Raw genomic sequence first — 18,135 nt, forward strand, 5'->3', positions numbered from 1 at the left:
TCTTGCATATTTAACTACAATAGTCTTGCATTACACAATCTTCCTCCTTATTAAATCCAACTTCATTTTTATCTGTTTGTGTTGATCAATAGCACAAAGATGAAAACATACTGAGAATAGACAGAAAACAAGAATATTATGACTACTTTTTCAGGATTACAAGAAGCTAAGAGTTTGTCAACAAGGAGTTAACTTCCTGCTGACAAACTCTTAACTTCTTGCCAACAGGGCATTAAATGAAAAAATCCCCGCTCTTTCACGATATCACATCGGGGAAGACGGGAACCTTTTTTCCTTAATAAAAGTGGTTACGTAATTATGACTAACTAATTCATTAAATCTGATGATGCAAAAGTAGGGCATTTACGAAGATGCCGCAATCCCTAAAACAAGGTATAATGAAAGAAGGCAGTAGTCATAATTAGGTATATAGACCTGCAAACATCCCTATTTATACTTAAACGCCAAAATATAATACACCATAAGCACCAATATCAGCAAACCACCGACAGCTCCTGTTATTATATTACACAGGCCTTGTGGAATACCATATTCCACCTCAACTTTACTAAAGACAAGAGTAAGAAACAGCAAAGTTAAACAAACATTTAATATCCGGGCAATGCGAACTGCCATAAGATACTGCACTGCCACATTACGTTCCGTAATACGTACCGGAAAACGTATCCAGCGGATAGGGAGATACGCAGAGAAACCTACCAAAAGAAGACAGAAAGTACCTAATCCGGCAGCAAACAGAGAAAAGTTTGCTACAATCTTATCTTCTGCATGTGTATACACCCATATAGCACACCCCCAGGCAGCAACAGCTAATAAAACTGCAACACCTTCCAGTATACGGTCTATTACGGTAGGATACACACGGATATTAGGAAACTCTTTTGTTGAATAAGGACCAAGATTTAACATAGAAATATGAATTATAAATTACGATTCCGGTTCTTCAGGCGGAGGAATATTTTTAGTTTTCTTCATCCGCCCACTCTTCCGCAAAGCCTCAGCAATAATCCACTGAAGCTGTCCGTTAGTGCTGCGAAACTCATCGGCTGCCCATTTTTCAATAGCATCCATAGTCGCTGCATCTACACGCAAGACAAAGCTTTTGGTTGAAGTTTCTTTTTTAGCCACGATTCTATTTTACAATTAAACAATTTACTATTGACTTTGTATCATAACAGACTTCCGTTATGGATGAATGATACAATATCGTCCATAACATATCCCACTACAGGTGATGCCTGGTTATATTCAAATGGAGTAGCCTTACCACTACCTTCCTGCAACATATGATTAAGTTTAGGGTAAGATTTAAAGAAAGCATTCTTATTACGCAGAAGTCCAAAACGCCATAAGCCAAAATCCTGCATAGTAACCTGATAATCACGCTCACCTTGTAAGATCAGCATAGGCAAAGTCAATTTAGATGCCACTTCTACAGGTTTATAAGCATTAGCAAATTCCCAATAGGGACGAGGAACATTCAATAGCAAAGGAAGTTTGTCATCAAAATCCGGTGTACCCAACTTCTTTATATTATCTGCCTGCTTTTTTATTTCAGCAATCTGTTCTTTGGCACGGGCAGAAGAATCTGTCAAAGAAGAAATATAGGTCATCTGCTCAACAATTGCATCTTCAAACGGACGGGCCAAAGCAGCAACAAGAATAATTCCAGTCAATCCGTCGGCCCGTTCTGCAATACGAGGGGCAAGTGTGGCACCCAAACTATGGCCTAACACATAAACACTGTCAGCATCAACCTCCGGCAACGTCTTCGCCCAAGCAACAATAGCTATAGCATCATCCACACTTTCTGTGTCATAATCAATTTCACGACCTTCCGGTACACAAGCGGCACCATAGACTTTCGTACGTTTATCATAACGGATCGTTGCAATGCCACGTTCCGCCAATCCCCAGGCTAAATCACGAAAAGGTTTATTCGGTCCAACAGTCTCATCACGATCTTGCGGACCGGAACCATGTACGAGAATTACCACAGGAACCTTTTTCTTCCCTACAGGCAATGTTATTGTCCCGGGTAGTTTAAAGCCATCCGCTCCAACCGTTATATCCCGTTCCAGCATCTTCTCTTTATTATAAACCACCGGCTTTGCTGTAGAAGCAGCAGGCACAGGCATTAGACGAATCGTATTCATCTCACCATCAGCATCGAAAGACAACAGGAAACGAAGGTCGTAACGCTCAAACTTCAAATCACGATGATAGAGCGTAATCCCCTCAGCGCTTTCTTTCCGCCATTCGCCTTTGGACTGAAGTTTCCCGAACTGCTTTTCCGACTGCTTGAACATATCCCTAAAAACTTCCGGAGATAATTTTTCCTGCAAATTCTTGTTCAGGAGAGCATGGATGCTATCAGCCTGATTTTCTACAAACAATTCATATACATGCTCTGCACGATCTATATTTGCATCCTGAGCAAAAACCGCTACTACATGTCCCAGCAATAAGCCGAGCACTAATGCCCACTTATATAAAAAAGAGAAATTCATACTATTCGAATTAATGATTTAATGTACCTGCGTTTACAATTGGTTGTGCAGCCTCATCCGCACAAAGCACTACCAATAGGTTACTGACCATAGCCGCCTTTTTTTCCTCGTCCAATTCAACAATCTCTTCTTCGGAAAGTTTATGCAAAGCCATTTTTACCATGGAAACAGCACCTTCCACTATTTTCTCGCGGGCAGTGATAATAGCTGAAGCCTGCTGACGGCGAAGCATTACTGCAGCTATTTCAGGTGCATAAGCCAGATAGTTGATACGTGCTTCCACTACTTCCATACCTGCCATAGCAAGGCGTTCATTCAGTTTCTGTTCCAATTGCTCATTTATTTCTTCACCGCCGGAACGAAGTGTCAACTCTTCAGTATCCGCTTCGTTATCATCGTAAGCATATTGCCCGGCCACCTGACGTAAAGCAGCATCACTTTGTATCTTTACAAAGTTTTCAAAGGCATTCATACGGCTGGCAACTGCATTACCTATACTAATTTGATTCGCATTGCCTGTTACTGTATGTGCAGAGGATGCCATGGTCTGTGAATCAATTTCAAACATAGCCTTATAGGTATCTTTGAGTTTCCATACCAGCACCAAGCCAATCAGAATAGGATTACCAATTTTGTCGTTCACCTTGATAGGTTCCACATCCAGATTTCGTGCACGAAGAGAGAGCTTCTTCTTATCCAGGAATGGATTAACCCAGAAAAAGCCTGTTTCTTTAAATGTCCCTTTGTATTTACCAAAGAACACCATGGCCCGGGCTTCATTCGGTTCCAATTGCATATAACCGGCAAACATGATGCACCAGACAATGCAAAGGATACCAGCTACAATCGCTGTCGGAACACATGTGATAAAGCCGAAGAAAATAAGTGCCGGCAACACGATAAGATGAATGAATAATCCTAAGAAACCGTTCATCTTAAATCCATTAAAATTCAATTCTTTTGCTTCCATACTTTACAGATTTAATTGATATCATTTTGATATCACAAATATATCGAATTATTAAGCATATAAACAAGCAATCTGAGAAGATTTTCCGGGGAATTAAAGAATATTAAGGAAGAGAGTAGTTTTTGTTGTATATTTGCATAAGAAAACTCAATCAGTCATACAATGAGAAAGTACATTCTATCACAAACTATTTATTTACTGCTATTTATACTCTTCATTACCTGTAAAGCTGCTGCCCAACCTGTGTGCCAGATACAACATTTCTCTGCTTACAATGGATTAGCACAGCGAACGGTAACGAACATCGTACAAGATTCAAAAGGGCTTATCTGGTTCTCAACCTGGAATGGTCTGAATAAATTCGACGGGTATACCTTCAAAAATTACAAAGCATTTCCAGGAGACGGCTCCAACCTGACGAGCAACCGCCTATCTTCCATCACTCAGACTCAGACTTGTGACATCTGGTGTCAGACTTATGATCTCCGCGTTTATCTGTTCGATACACGTAGCGAGAAGTTTATAGATGTTCTGCGTCCTTACGAAAATCAGAACAAACAAACGTATGCCGTACGTACCATTTATGCTCTGCCAAAGGGTATCAACTGGATTCTGTGCGAACAGGAAGCATTCCGAATCGACGAACTGAGTTGTAAAGAAGGAGAAGGTATCACTCTTTACAGTCCGGAACAGAAGAATCTGAAAGGGAGTCACATTATCACTGTACATCAAGACAGTGAAGGAGATGAGTGGATACTGACTGATAAAGGAATATCCATCATCGGTAAAAAGAATATTGAATCGGATATACCGTTCAAGAGCATTAAAGAAAATAATGGTAAGATATATCTGGTATCCAATGATAATCAATTGGTGATATATAATCCCCAGACACAGCAATTACAGTTCAATGAAGCACCTTTCCCCTCTTCTAATACCATTAATTCCATGCAGAATCTCGGCAAAGATAGTATTGGGCTTTGTACAGATGAAGGTTTATATATCTTTTTTGCCGGAGAAGGCAGATACAGACTTATCGATCCTCGTACTTCAACCAAACCTTCTCCCAAAGTATTATCCGTATTCAAAGATCATCACGGAGAATTATGGATGTTTGGCGATACCCCGGGAGTAGTAAGGTATAACTTGGTTACAGAAGATAAGCAACACTACATCACTCCCAAGGAGGATCTGCCGAATGCCGAACGTGTAAACCGTGATTTCATTTTCGAAGATTCACAGGGAACCTTGTGGATGGTCCCCCATCAGGGTGGTTTCTGTTACTACGACCGGAGAAACCGCCAGTTGAAACCCTATTATACAGATTACGACAATCCAAATTCGAAGTATAGTCCCAACATTCTAAACTACTTCCTGGACCGCCAGGGCAACCTATGGTTCTGCAATACCTGGGATGTTACCAAGATATCTTTCTTCCCGCATGCCTGCCACCTACAATCCATTGACACCGGCTTTGAGACCCGTGCTTTTCTTATAGATAAGGAAAAGAATCTCTGGACATCTACCAAAAAAGGCTCTGTCAGGATATATCGGACGGACGGTAGCCTGAAGGGCTATCTGACTCCGGAAGGAACTATCAGTCCTAATCCTGTGTCGTTTACCAAGAATATTTATTGTTTCATGGAAGATAAAGAAGGTATCATCTGGATGGGTAGCAAACAGGACGGACTTTTCCGTCTGGAAAGAACAGGAGAAGACCGTTTCAAAATACGCCAGTTCACCCGTCAAAAGGATGATCCGTACAGTTTAAGCTACAACAGTATTTATACCATCTTTCAGGATAGCAAAAACCGTATATGGGTAGGATGTTACGGGGGCGGATTGAATCTGATTGAAGAAACGCAGGAAGGAGACATACGCTTTCTGCATAGCGGCAATAAATTAACGGGATATTCGAAAGATCGCTTTGCCAAAGTACGGTACATCGCTGAAGCAAACCAGGTACTATTGGTAGGAACAACGGAGGGTTTACTCACCTTCTCCAGTGAATTCACACAACCGGAACAAATTGAATTCTACCGGAATATACGTATCCCTGATAAAGTATCCAGCCTTTGCAGCAACGATGTCATCTACATTTATACCGACAGCCGGAAAGATACCTATGTCCTATCATTTACCGGAGGTCTCAATAAAATATTATCCGAGAACCTGCTAAGCAACGAAATAGAATTTAAAACATACACTACCCAAAACGGCCTTCCCTCAGACCTTGTGGAATCTATGATAGAAGATAATAAAGGGAATCTCTGGATAATAGCAGAAAATGCACTGGCATGTTTTCATCCGGACAAAGAGACCTTTGAACATTACGACAAGAAATATCTGCAACAGGATCTATACTTCACCGAAGCCGCTCCGGTGCAAAGCCAACATCACCAGTTATTACTGGGAACAGATATCGGCATTCTGAGGATATTCCCTGAGCAACTTCAAAAAAGTAGTTATGTTCCTCCTATCGTATTCACTGGACTCAAGATACAAGGAGCTTCCCAGGATCTGGATATTGATGATCTGAAAGAATTAAAGCTGAAACCTTCCGAACGAAATGTAACCTTCCAGTTTGCTGCGCTGGATTACATTGATCCGCAATCCATCAGTTACGCTTATCGTCTGAAAGGTCTGGAAGAAAACTGGAATGAAGTAGACAATAGTCGGTCTGCCAGTTATATCAACCTTCCTCCCGGAGATTATGAACTGCAGATACGATCCACCAACAGCGATGGAGTATGGATGGAAAGCGGTACACGTGTTCTTCCTATTATAGTGCTCCCTACATTCTGGGAGACCTATTGGGCATGGATACTTTATGCCATTTTATTCATAGCATCGACTGCAACGATCGTTTATATCATTCTCTATATATACCGTCTGCGCCACCGGATCAATCTGGAACAACAACTGGCAAACATCAAACTACGTTTCTTCACTGACATATCTCACGAGTTACGCACCCCGCTAACACTGATAGCCAGTCCGGTAACCGAAGTATTAGAACATGAAACGACTCTATCGGCCAATGCACGTAAACACCTGACATTGGTACACAAAAATACGGAACGTATGCTCCACTTGGTAAACCAGATTCTGGATTTCCGTAAAATAGAGAATAAGAAGATGAAAGTACTGTTGGAAAAGACCAATGTGGTTATCTTGCTGGAAAAGGTAATGGATAATTTCCGTCTTATTGCTGAAGAAAAGAATATAAACTATCAATTACAGACAAACCAAGAGATAATATCTGCCTGGATTGATCAGGATAAATTCGAGAAGATAATTTTCAACCTGTTGTCCAACGCTTTCAAATATACGCCTGCCAACAAGTCTATTACTGTTCATGCCAATGTGGAAGGAGACAAGCTGATTGTATCCGTAGCTGACGAGGGAATCGGTATTGACCCTAAGAAGCAACAAACGCTTTTCCAACGCTTTGAAACTTTAGTGAAATACAATATATTACAACCTTCCTCCGGCATCGGCTTGTCACTCGTAAAAGAATTAATAGAGTTGCATTGTGGTAGTATTGAAGTAAAGAGCCAGCCCGAAGTGGGTAGTGAATTTATTGTCACCCTGCCAATGGGACAGGAAATATATGAAACTCATGAAAACACTGAATTCATTCTGAATGACGGAGCTTCTACAGAAACCGACAATGAAATAGACGAGGTATCTCAGGATATGCCTATGGATACCGACAAAGTTGATCCGATTTCCATTCTGATTGTGGAAGACAATATGGAGCTTCGGAGCTTCTTGCATACTATTCTTTCGGAAAATTACAAAGTCATTGAGGCAATTAACGGTCAAGAAGGTTTAGAACGTGCACAAGAGCATGTTCCTGATCTTATCATCAGCGACATTATGATGCCTGTAATGGACGGTCTGGATATGGTGAAGAACATTAAAGAAAACAGAGAAATCTGTCATATCCCCATCATCCTCTTATCCGCCAAATCATCATTGGATGACCGCATTTCCGGATTGGAACAGGGGATCGACGATTATATCACCAAGCCTTTCAGTGCTACTTATCTGAAAGCACGTATCAAATCGTTGCTACACCAGCGCAAGCAGTTACAGGATATTCTCTGGAAACAATGGTCTGAAAAACAGGAAAGTCCCGTTGCACCATCTATTGACATATCCCCATCACAGCCGCAAATCACTCCATTCGATGAACAATTCATGCAGCAAGTAATGGAAGTTATGGAAAAAGAAATGGATAATTCCGACCTGACCATCGAGGAGTTTGCACAGAAACTGAATATGGGACGTACCGTCTTTTATCAAAAGTTGAAATCTATCATCGGCCTGTCACCAGTGGATTTCATACGGGAAATCCGAATCAAACGTGCCGTACAGTTGATAGATAGCGGAGAATACAACTTCTCACAAGTAGCATATATGACGGGATTCAACGATCCCAAGTATTTCAGCAAATGCTTCAAGAAGCAGGTGGGGATGACACCTTCGGAATACAAAGAAGGGAAAAAATGATTAATGATAAGCATTTAAACAGAAAGTCCGGGCTTAAAAAAGTCCGGACTTTCCTTTTTGAGAGAATCTTATCCTGAATCTAATACCTACTTATTAAAACCATCTCGGGTCTCCCGCTACTCCGGTTCCTGCAAATCCAGCACCTTGTTTGATGTGGAAATCGCCATTGGCAGGATCTACAAACAAGCCATAGATATCCAGGTTTACAACCGTAATATCATCCAGCGGACGAGAATCTTCTATTAAATCATTTGTCTTGTAAGAACCACCATAGGAAATAGTAACATTGCTATAGTTACCATTCGTAGAGTGCAGCTTCTGACCACCATTAGGACCGGCAAAAATACAGTTTTCAATAGTCACAGTCGGTTTGGAGTTGTTGTCAAGTAACCAAAGGTGAGTCATCTTCTCTGCAATATTTACCAAAGTCACATTCTTGAATTTGATATCAGTCTTCACACGTATATCGGCAATACGGGTGTTGAATTCAGTCAATGTACTATTCGTAACATTGATAGCAGGAATTGTACAGCCTGAACCTACATTGAGGAAACTCCAACCACCAGTGTTCGATACCCAACAGTTATTGAAGTTGACACTATTACCTTCTGCACCACTATGGAGACGGACAGCAGAATTAACTTGTTTCACTTCACAGCCTTCAAAAGTAATATCGTGGAACTTCTGCGCACCTACTTGGAACATAAATCCACCATCGGAGTTCATGCTGAGGTATTCAAAATTAACATCATTCACTTCGCTTTCGATAGCAAAATAAACTTTATTCAATTGAGACAACTTACCATTTGCATTTTCCGAACCAACAAAACTAATATCCTGTATACCTGTTGGAATTGTAATGGTTCCCTCCATATTAAATTCCATACCAGAGGCAAAATTCACAGTAACTTTTTTAGTCCCTTCAGCAGCATGTCCTGCCAAAGCCGTTGATATATCCTCAGCAGTAATGCCAGGAATATTAATATTAAAAATAAGACTGCCGGACGAACCTGAAGTTTTCGTATTCAGTGTTCCACGCAATACTTCATTGTAGAAAATCTGAGCAATATAAGGTACTCCCATATCCAGGCCTTCAAATGTTGCAGCAGCATTCTGTATCTCAGCAGTAGTCAGCACACGGTTTTCAACTACTGTACTATCTTCATTCATCAATACAAGATTCGTAACCCGATCTGTCTCTTCCCAAAGGAAAGTCAGGCTATTAACTGTAGGTCTGTAACTCCTGAATATTTGTTCCGCCGGAGTGATAAAGGTAAATGAGCTCAACTTTGACTTTAATGATGCATCTGCATTCTCAGCATGCATACGTACCCAATAATTGGTAGTACCATCAAGCCCTTCAAACCAAGTACGGTATTCTACTTTCATCGCTGTATTTGAATCTGCAAACGGAGTCAGAGTATCAGCCAGAATAACAACAGATTTGTCAATCGTTGCAAAGTCGGCATCTTTACTGAATTCAAATACATAGTTAGCAGCGTCAACTACTTTAGTGTGTTTAATCTGAATGGAAGTAGGCTTCAACGTACTTGCCTCGAAAATCAAAGGCTTAAACAAACGGTTCTCACCGGTGGCCACTTCCCAATCGTTTACGTCACGGTCGCACGAAGAAAAGAGTGCGGCTGTCATGACAAGGGATGCGAATATGCTTTTAAGTTTCATAATCTTCATTTTTTAATTCTGTTGTCCGTTTATTAATAACCATAGGAATTTACCAAAAAACCCTTGGACTGATAAATATCCGTATCATAGATAGCATAAGGATGACGATAGTTACAAGTTCCGTTGCCAATAGGATATTGTTTCAACATATCACCAATCTCACCACCATTCTTCAGTTTTCCCAGTAATGCACTATAGTCGTAAGATGCATTGATACCGGTAGCCATTACCAGAATCTTGGCAAGTTCGTCACGATAAGTAGTGCCTGACCCGGTTTCAGGTTTTGCATAAGTTTTCGGAAACCAGTCAATCTTTTCATAGCCTGCAGGAGCCGTACCCAGTTCCTGATAATAATTGGGTGATGAATAATCTACATACAGTTTATCATCTGTCCGCATCTTATAGTACAATACAGTCGGGAAATCCGAAGGCTGATAAGTCTTATCAAAGATGGTCACCGGATGTTGGTTATCAAGCATCAGGCAAAGGCTTTCTTTCATAGCTTCAATCTTACTATCCAACAGCCCCCAACGAATCAGGTCCATTTTACGAACACCTTCACCACCAAATTCCCAGGCACGTTCATTCACTATAGCATTGAAGAAGTCAGAATCATACTTCGTAATTTCAGAAGAACCGGATCCAAATGCACGTTCACGTACTTTTTCCAGAGCTTGACGGGCTGTCATACCTGCCGTTGTATTCTGATGATCCGGTCCGTAAAGCTCATTCATAGCCTCAGCAAACATCAGATAAATATCAGAATAACGCATTACAATCCAGTTGATACCGGTAGCCACACGGCCGGCAGCAGCCAAGTGAAGGGCACGATAGGTTTCACTGGTCCAGTACATACGCCATTTAGCATAGTGTACATTCGTAGCATTCAGACTCAAATCCTCATAATTCTCTTTACGCCAGCGACCGAAAGTCAATGTAACGTCACGGCGCTTATCCGTCTTACCAAAAGAATAGAAGTAATAAATTGTAGAAGTAACATAGCTACTACCCATACCTTGCTGTCCGTACATAGAGCCTTGTTGAACTTCCCAACCCATCAGAGTGCCCACGTCACCGGTATTACCTACACCTAAACCAACTTCATAAAGATTTTCATTATAAGGATTCTGATCCAGATGATTTACCGTTTTCCAGATATTCTCAAAGTCAGGATCCAATTGATGCGGATTCTCAGGATCACCCAGAATTTCAGCACATTGTTTAGCTGCTATTTCATAGTACTCTTTATAGTTCTTCACACGACCTACATAATATCCATTCATTTCAGGGATGGTAGGATGCTTCTCCAGCTGCATATCAGGGAATTGATTACCATCACGCAACGACCATCCACCTGCGAATAAGGCCACACGTGCCAACAGGCCTTTAGCAAAACCTTTGCTGATACGTTCAGCAGTAGAAGCTTTACCACTACCTAACCAAGGCAGGTATTCGATGGCTTCCTGCAAGTTCTTCACAAGGTCGGCATATACAGTATCACGGTCAATCTTACCGATATATACATTGGAAAGGTCAGAATTGGAAGTTGTTTTCTTATAAGGAATATCTCCATAGATACGCACCAATTCAAAATAAGCCAATGCTCTCAGAGTCAAAGCTTCACCTAATAACGGCTTACCGACAGTCGGATTTGTCTTCAGCAATTCACCTCCACGCATTCCTTCTACGGCAGCAGAAGCAAGTTCTGCAAAACGGAAGATATTGTTCCAACGAGTGGTAGAGTTGCCAGAATTACCATAATAGTGGTTCTGACCATAGTCGCTATTTACTTCTTTATAGTTAGTCAGATAAAGGTTACAATTTTCCGTATCACTGATATTCTGCCAGTTCACAGATATTTTCTGTCCGTAAACATACGTATCGGACATGGTAGCATAAACTCCCATCAGGGCAGCCTCGGCCATAGCCTCGGTATTGAACACATTTGTGTTACTTTGTTTGGAGGGGGTGTCAGTTGCCAGGAAATCATCACATGAAGTAGTGATCAGCATGGCAGCTGCCAAAGTTAATATATATAATTTCTTCATGATCATTAGTTTTTTAGAGTGTCAGGTTAATACCAAATAAGAATGAATGAGCTTTCGGGTAAGCAGAGTAGTCAACACCCGGGGTCAATGGAGTGCTACGACGGGTATCTACCTCAGGATCTTGTCCGGAATACTTTGTCCAACAATGCAGGTTGTAACCAGTGAAGTATACACGCAACTTCTCAACCAGGAACTTCTTAGTCCAAGCCTTCGGTAAAGTATAACCGATTGTAAGATTACTCAAGCGAAGGAATGAACCATCTTCGATAGCATAGTCCGTCATGACCGTAGAGTTCATCAATGGATGCCAGATCGTAGCATTCTGATTGATTTCCTGCAAACGTGCCGGATTCGCATATTCACCATACATGATATTGTAACCGGTTTCAGGATCGATAGTGGTAAAACGCTTATCCAAGGCCATATCGCTACTCAGATTCTGATACTTCTTGGAACCTGCATACGTAGTATTATCTATTTTATTGGCATTCAGAATGTCATTACCATAACTCCAGTTGAACTGTACACCAAAGTCGATGCCTTTATAGTCCGCATTGATATTGAAACCACCAGTATGTTTCGGCATGGCATTACCAATGACGGTACGGTCATTCGTAGTGACTTTATCAGAACCATCATCCGTCAATTTCTTTAGTTTCATGTGTCCAGGACCAAACCAGTTACCGCTGGTTGCAATAATATCACTACAATCGGCTACACCCGGTTTGATGATCCAACGTTTCGTTTCTTCGTTAAAAGTAAAGTCATCGAAAGAATAGAAACCATCTTGTTTGTAACCATAGATCTGACCAATGGATTTACCTACAATGGCACGATAATCATCCGAACCGATACTTACTCCCCAACCGGAAGTAGCAATCATAGAGTCGGAACCATCCAGTTTGTCAACAGTATTGCGGTTGAAAGAGATATTGAAACCCAATGACAAGTTGAAGTCCTTAGTTTCAACGGCATACCAGTTAGCTGTCAACTCCACACCTTTGTTAGTAGTCTGTCCCAGGTTGCGGTATTGAGTGCCGTAACCGGAATGAGTCGGGATATCCACAGCCAGAATCAAATCCTTAGTTACATCCTTATAAGCATCGATTACCACATTCACTTTATCATTAAAGAATCCCAGATCCAAACCGATGTTGGCAGAAGTCTTGGTTTCCCAAGTCAGGTTCTCGTTACGGAGTGTATTGGTTGGTTTCAAACCACTTTGCACTTTCTCACCGATATAGTAGAGTCTGTTTGCAGAGCTTTCGAAACTGTATTGCTGACGCCAGTAAGAACCTACACGTGCATTACCTACCTGTCCGTAACTTAAACGAAGCTTAGCATTAGAAAGCCAACTTTTAGTAGCTTCCATAAAAGGTTCCTCAGACAGACGCCATGCCAAAGCACCAGCAGGGAAGAAACCCCATTGTTTGCCCGGAGCAAATACGTTTGTACCATCTTCACGAGCTGTGAAAGTCAGATAATAACGGTCTTTCAACGTATAGTTCAAACGACCGAAGAAAGAAGAGGTACGCGACGGCTCACCTATATCATTATAAGTAGGCAACGGTTCACCATAATTCCACATAGCCAATACTTGTTCTGCTGTAAAGTCCTTCGGGAAGAATTTGGATTGAAGGGTCATCTTGTCCGATTTGCCGGAGAAAATCTCCTGTCCAAACATAATATTGAAACGGTGATCTTTTGCAACCGTAAAATCATACGTCAGATGATTCTGTATCGTAAAACGATAACCATCGGTATATTCACGTTTGGCAACGGGCTGTCCACCATTAGCATTAGATTCACCGGTCTTCTTCAACCAGATATTATCCGTATGTGCTTTCTCGTAAGAGTAGCTACCCTGAACACGATAATCCAAACCTTTGATGATATGGAATGTCAAACCGACATTATAAGAATTAACAAATGAGTACTGTTTCTTAAACTCATTGGTAATGTTGTAAATCGGATCATTCAACATACTAGCAGATTCTGCCCAGTCGAGCTCTTCGCTGGTACCCACCAGGTTCTCCATAGACAAAGTCGTTATACTCTTTACCGGAGCATACTTGACACCATCACGGAGCTTACGTCCACCGGATACGTCGGGACCATCAATCACCGTATTCGTAGTACGGGCTGTAACGTCCAGATCAATGACTTTACCAAAAGATTTATTCAGCTTAATGTTGAAGTTATCACGTACATAGTTAGAGTTCAACATGATGTAATCTTCATCATCACGTGTATAACTGATATTGTAGCGCATAGTTTCCGTACCACCCGAAAGCGATACATTGAAATTCTTCTGTACACCGGTATTGCCGTACAGCTGATCCTGCCAGTCGATACCTTCACGGTATTTGTAAAGGTCTATATCATCCCACATACCATACATGCTGTAGAAGCCTGCACTGGATACATTCGGGCTCGAATCGATTTCCTTCTGATAATATACATATTCATAAGGAGAAAGGACATCCGTCAGATTGTAGGTTTTCTTTATACCAACATAAGAATTCACATCTACCACTGTCTTACCGGCTTTACCACTCTTTGTAGTCACCAGAACTACACCATTAGCACCCTTGGCACCATAGATTGCCGTAGAAGAAGCATCTTTCAATACACTGATATCCTGGATGTCACCGGGAGGAATATCATTAATATTCTTCACGATAAAGCCATCTACGATATAAAGCGGAGAATTATCCTGGGTAATAGAACCACCACCGCGTACACGTACTTTGATTTCGGCATCGGGAGAACCGTCCGTTACCGTTACGTTCACACCTGCCAGATGTCCGCTCATAGCCTGCAAGGCAGAAGTTACAGGGATATCTTTCAGTACCTTGTCGTTCATAGAAGAAACAGAACCGGTCAGGTCTTTCTTCTTCATCGTACCGTAACCTACAACGACTACTTCATCCAACATTTTAGAGTCGTCCTGAAGCTTAATACTTAGCGTCTTCCCGGCAACGGCATCTATCTCCTGGGCCTGCATACCTATATATGAGATGACCAGTTTCTTACCTTTGCCACTGACCTTCAGAGTAAAATCACCGTTTATATCGGTAATCGTTCCGTTACCTGCATTACCCTTTTCTACAACGGATGCACCGATAACACCTTCTCCCGTGGAGTCTGTCACATTACCTTTAACAGTAATCTCTTGTGCAGACAGTCCGATAGGAACCATCAACAGTATAGCCATTAGCCATACAAAACACTTGTTTTTCATTTCTACAGATTTTTGTTTCACATTAATAAAGGATTTAGTTTCACATATTTTTTCCTGTTGCAAATGTGACAATTTGCGGATGGAGAGAGGAGTAAAAACTATCGGAAAAAGAGGAAAATATCTGTTAGAACAATAAATACAAGGGGGTTACACAAAAAATCCCAGACTTTCACAAGCCCGGGATCTCACATGCAAAAAATGTCAATGTGTTATAGTGCCATTACGATTCATTAACTTAAAGAGCACTCTCAAGTCCTAATGAACCATAAAGATTGACCGCACGTACTTTTAAATTTCCTTTCATCACGAATCCTGTTTCGAAAACCGGCTTTTGAGCAAAACCCACCACCTGATCATTATCGAAAATGATATAACCGGCAGCATCGGATACAGCTTTCCAAGTAATCTTCGTTCCTTGTTTTTTCAGATTCTGCGGAGCCGGTAGTTTTTCCATCATTGTACGAGGATCCCATCCGTCATTACCCGGAATGATACGTTCGTATACATAGCTATCCGCCTCCTCTTTGGTAACGATAGCACGACAAGAGCCTTTTGGCGGGTTATTCGGTCCGCGTCCGTCATATTCTGTTTTACGTAGGCTCAAGTCGAGTACATTACCTTCGGTATCACGACTATCATACTCTGCAAATAATCCGGGAATAGCTCCCATATTGGTCCAACCCTCGGGAGCAAGAGGAATGCGCATAGTGGTATGTATATAGACAGCACGCGGCGAGTTGTGCCAGGGACGCCCCAACTTCTGTTTACCGTCGGCAGCAGAGGCATTGCCATCCACAATGCAATCACGGAAAATATATCCGAACTTTGCATCCTTATGACAGGGAGCGACAATTACAGAACCGCTACGTACATTATATAATGTACAGTTTTCAAGTAAAGCATCTCCCCCACCATAAAAATAATCGACTGCACCTTCAATCCAACAGTCTTTCACATAGTGGCGGTGAGAATCATTAGTAGAAGTCATCCAGGTGTCTTGAAAAGAACGGAAAATGCAGTTATTGAACGCTGCACAATCTGCCTGGCTGCTCATAGCCAATGCCTGTGGACCATTCTGGCTCTCTACCCCCCAATCATTCACATAAGAGATATTCTCAGTATAGAAATGATCGGCTTTCACCTTAACAACGCTTCCCTCAAACTTATAGACTTCGGAAGAAGGATTATGAACCGAATGTTTCCAAAAAGCCGTCCTTGCCGATTCTGTACCTTCTTCAGGCTTTCCACCTACATTCAGGAGATGATGAATGATGGTTTTATCCTTGTCCTGACCGATCAGGTGGACATACGTTTTGGTTTCGGGTATTACCACATGTTCCCGGTACGAACCGTTCTTTACGAAAATCAACCACGGCTCTTGCCGGTTGTCGGGTACTGCATCAATAGCAGCCTGAATGCTTGTGTAGTCACCACTACCATCCTGGGCCACTACAGCCTGAAATGGTGATGCAGTATTCCGGGCATGACCTCCTAATAAAATGCCCATAAATAATGCCGTAAGAATTATCTTCTTCATACTTAATATATTTAATAATTGGTTTGAATTTTACTTTACCAGGCCGTTCAGATAAACTTCCAGATTGGTATAACCTTCTTTACTCAATGTAGTGGCAATGCCATCGGAAACATCTTTCGGATTCAGTCCATGGGCCGCTTCCCAAACATCGGGTATGCCGTCTCCATCAGTATCCCGCAGTTCATCGGCTGTAATGCCTCCATCGCTCAATGTAGGCCAAGGGTTGGTGGCTCCTTCCGGTTTCACATCTGCCGGCAAGTCTATCAGGCCGGGAACACTTTCCGCTCCTTTTGTCACACTACCGATATAGGTAGCCGTACCGTTTCTGGTTTCTTCTATAACACGTATATCAATGGCATCCCGTTGCCTGGAACATCCCGCTTGATCCAATACGAGTTCATAAGCTTGTTTTGCACTATGAGTAGTGATAATGCCTGCATCCAGAGGTTCGGACAGACGCATTTCCTTTTTCACTTTCTTTGTGAATGTATTGTCACAAGAAGCATTATTGATTTGCCCGTAAATACCTTTGGTCCAGTTATCTTGGGTTACTTCCTCATTTCCTTCGATGATATTGCCGTCTACATAAAATTTCCCCCATACGTGTTCCATTGGTTTCCAGGCATTGGGAGTGCCGTCTGCATTCATGCAATACTTCTTTATGCGTACTCCTATGGCGGCAATACGGTAGCGGACAGGGCTGTTTTTCGGTGTAGCCGGTCCTGGTTTATAATAATTGTTCACAATATTGACACACATGCCTTCTCCGCCATAGCAACCGTTTCCGGCCCAGTTGTAGAATACGTTATTCCTCATATCCATGTGTTCGCGTTCCTGAGTAAATGGACGAGGCCCCAGACGGGGTACACGACTTTCGTGATGTGCCAGCAGATTATGATGAAAAGAAGCTTTTGCTCCTCCCCAGATCGCTCCATATCCATGTTTGCCTTTAGCATGACCTGCTGTGCGAAGACTTTCGGAAACCAGGCACCATTGAACAGTCAGATTCTCACCACCATATATAGAACAACATTCATCTACCGACCAACTAATAGAGCAATGGTCAATGATCAGATTCCTGCAATCTGTACTTCCAAGTCCGTCAGGCTCTCCACCTCCTTCGTTGCCTACACGAAAACGCAGATAGCGGACTATTACATTATCAGCATTGATAGTTACCGGATAACGGGCTATACAGACACCTTGTCCCGGCGCACTCTGCCCGGCAATGGTTAAATCCCCATTAGTGATATCAAGGCGTTTATCCAGGAAGATCGTTCCAGCTACATCAAAGACAACCGTACGTGCTCCCTCCTGTGATAGGGCGTAGCGTAACGTCCCTTCCTGCAGACCATCTTCCAAAGTCGTTACATGATAGACTTTGCCTCCACGGCCACCTGTTGTATTCCGCCCGAAGCCTTCAGCGCCGGGAAAGGCTATCAGTTCCTTTGTTGTTTCCGTTTGTTCGTCATCAGGCAGGACACTCGCTCCTGCCGGTATGATTGGAAGCAGGAATAAGGCCAGACATAAGAAACGTATAATGTACGCCCCGTTCATTCTGTTTTTCATTTCGTTTTTCATATATACTCTCTTCTAAGATTGGT

The 18,135-nt window shown here is 42.0% G+C and carries 10 protein-coding genes; 1 reads left to right on the plus strand and 9 read right to left on the minus strand.

Annotation, left to right across the window (positions count from 1 at the left end):
- Positions 1 to 447: 447 nt before the first annotated feature.
- Genes BACINT_RS20515 through BACINT_RS20530 form a run of 4 tightly spaced genes read right to left on the minus strand, consistent with a single transcriptional unit; the run spans position 448 to position 3,501 of the window.
- Positions 448 to 930 carry a hypothetical protein gene (locus BACINT_RS20515; RefSeq protein WP_007666804.1) on the minus strand — a complete coding sequence of 161 codons (483 nt, stop codon included), beginning with the start codon at positions 928 to 930 and terminating at the stop codon, positions 448 to 450.
- Positions 931 to 948: 18 nt separating this feature from the next.
- Positions 949 to 1,149, minus strand: coding sequence for a type II toxin-antitoxin system antitoxin (locus BACINT_RS20520; protein WP_007666806.1), 201 nt, complete (start codon positions 1,147 to 1,149; stop codon positions 949 to 951).
- A gap of 41 nt (positions 1,150 to 1,190) precedes the next feature.
- Complete coding sequence (locus tag BACINT_RS20525) at positions 1,191 to 2,531, minus strand: alpha/beta hydrolase (RefSeq protein WP_007666808.1); 1,341 nt, start codon at positions 2,529 to 2,531, stop codon at positions 1,191 to 1,193.
- A gap of 10 nt (positions 2,532 to 2,541) precedes the next feature.
- Positions 2,542 to 3,501 (minus strand): SPFH domain-containing protein, encoded by a 960-nt coding sequence (locus BACINT_RS20530; protein ID WP_007666810.1) that lies wholly within the window; start codon positions 3,499 to 3,501, stop codon positions 2,542 to 2,544.
- A gap of 162 nt (positions 3,502 to 3,663) precedes the next feature.
- On the opposite strand from BACINT_RS20530, the gene BACINT_RS20535 reads away from it, so the two are divergent.
- The gene (locus BACINT_RS20535; protein ID WP_007666812.1) at positions 3,664 to 8,019 is read left to right on the plus strand and encodes a hybrid sensor histidine kinase/response regulator transcription factor; all 4,356 of its coding nucleotides are present in this window, start codon (positions 3,664 to 3,666) and stop codon (positions 8,017 to 8,019) included.
- 93 nt (positions 8,020 to 8,112) lie between these two features.
- Here the strand turns inward: BACINT_RS20535 and BACINT_RS20540 are convergent, their stop codons facing one another.
- The 5 genes from BACINT_RS20540 to BACINT_RS20560 form a co-directional block, all read right to left on the minus strand.
- Entirely contained in the window at positions 8,113 to 9,702 is a 1,590-nt protein-coding gene (locus tag BACINT_RS20540) for a DUF5123 domain-containing protein (RefSeq protein WP_117692537.1), read from the minus strand.
- 32 nt (positions 9,703 to 9,734) lie between these two features.
- Positions 9,735 to 11,756, minus strand: coding sequence for a RagB/SusD family nutrient uptake outer membrane protein (locus BACINT_RS20545; RefSeq protein WP_007666816.1), 2,022 nt, complete (start codon positions 11,754 to 11,756; stop codon positions 9,735 to 9,737).
- Between the two features lie 7 nt (positions 11,757 to 11,763).
- On the minus strand, positions 11,764 to 14,994 hold the full coding sequence (locus BACINT_RS20550; RefSeq protein ID WP_044155142.1) for a SusC/RagA family TonB-linked outer membrane protein: 3,231 nt from the start codon (positions 14,992 to 14,994) through the stop codon (positions 11,764 to 11,766).
- A 235-nt stretch (positions 14,995 to 15,229) separates the two neighbouring features.
- Positions 15,230 to 16,531: a pectinesterase family protein gene (locus BACINT_RS20555; RefSeq protein ID WP_007666821.1), complete on the minus strand. Its 1,302-nt coding sequence runs from the start codon at positions 16,529 to 16,531 to the stop codon at positions 15,230 to 15,232.
- A gap of 30 nt (positions 16,532 to 16,561) precedes the next feature.
- Positions 16,562 to 18,088 (minus strand): pectate lyase, encoded by a 1,527-nt coding sequence (locus BACINT_RS20560; protein ID WP_081450344.1) that lies wholly within the window; start codon positions 18,086 to 18,088, stop codon positions 16,562 to 16,564.
- Positions 18,089 to 18,135 lie beyond the last annotated feature (47 nt).

The sequence above is a fragment of the Bacteroides intestinalis DSM 17393 genome, from assembly GCF_000172175.1.
In the GTDB taxonomy this organism is placed as follows: Bacteria; Bacteroidota; Bacteroidia; order Bacteroidales; family Bacteroidaceae; genus Bacteroides; species Bacteroides intestinalis.

What these genes read in the sequence shown, in the direction of transcription:
- BACINT_RS20515 (WP_007666804.1), bottom strand. Translation starts at nt 930, where the DNA reads ATGTTAAATCTTGGTCCTTATTCAACAAAAGAGTTTCCTAATATCCGT.
- BACINT_RS20525 (WP_007666808.1), bottom strand. Translation starts at nt 2,531, where the DNA reads ATGAATTTCTCTTTTTTATATAAGTGGGCATTAGTGCTCGGCTTATTG.
- BACINT_RS20530 (WP_007666810.1), bottom strand. Translation starts at nt 3,501, where the DNA reads ATGGAAGCAAAAGAATTGAATTTTAATGGATTTAAGATGAACGGTTTC.
- BACINT_RS20535 (WP_007666812.1), top strand. Translation starts at nt 3,664, where the DNA reads ATGAGAAAGTACATTCTATCACAAACTATTTATTTACTGCTATTTATA.
- BACINT_RS20540 (WP_117692537.1), bottom strand. Translation starts at nt 9,702, where the DNA reads ATGAAACTTAAAAGCATATTCGCATCCCTTGTCATGACAGCCGCACTC.
- BACINT_RS20545 (WP_007666816.1), bottom strand. Translation starts at nt 11,756, where the DNA reads ATGATCATGAAGAAATTATATATATTAACTTTGGCAGCTGCCATGCTG.
- BACINT_RS20550 (WP_044155142.1), bottom strand. Translation starts at nt 14,994, where the DNA reads ATGAAAAACAAGTGTTTTGTATGGCTAATGGCTATACTGTTGATGGTT.
- BACINT_RS20555 (WP_007666821.1), bottom strand. Translation starts at nt 16,531, where the DNA reads ATGAAGAAGATAATTCTTACGGCATTATTTATGGGCATTTTATTAGGA.
- BACINT_RS20560 (WP_081450344.1), bottom strand. Translation starts at nt 18,088, where the DNA reads ATGAACGGGGCGTACATTATACGTTTCTTATGTCTGGCCTTATTCCTG.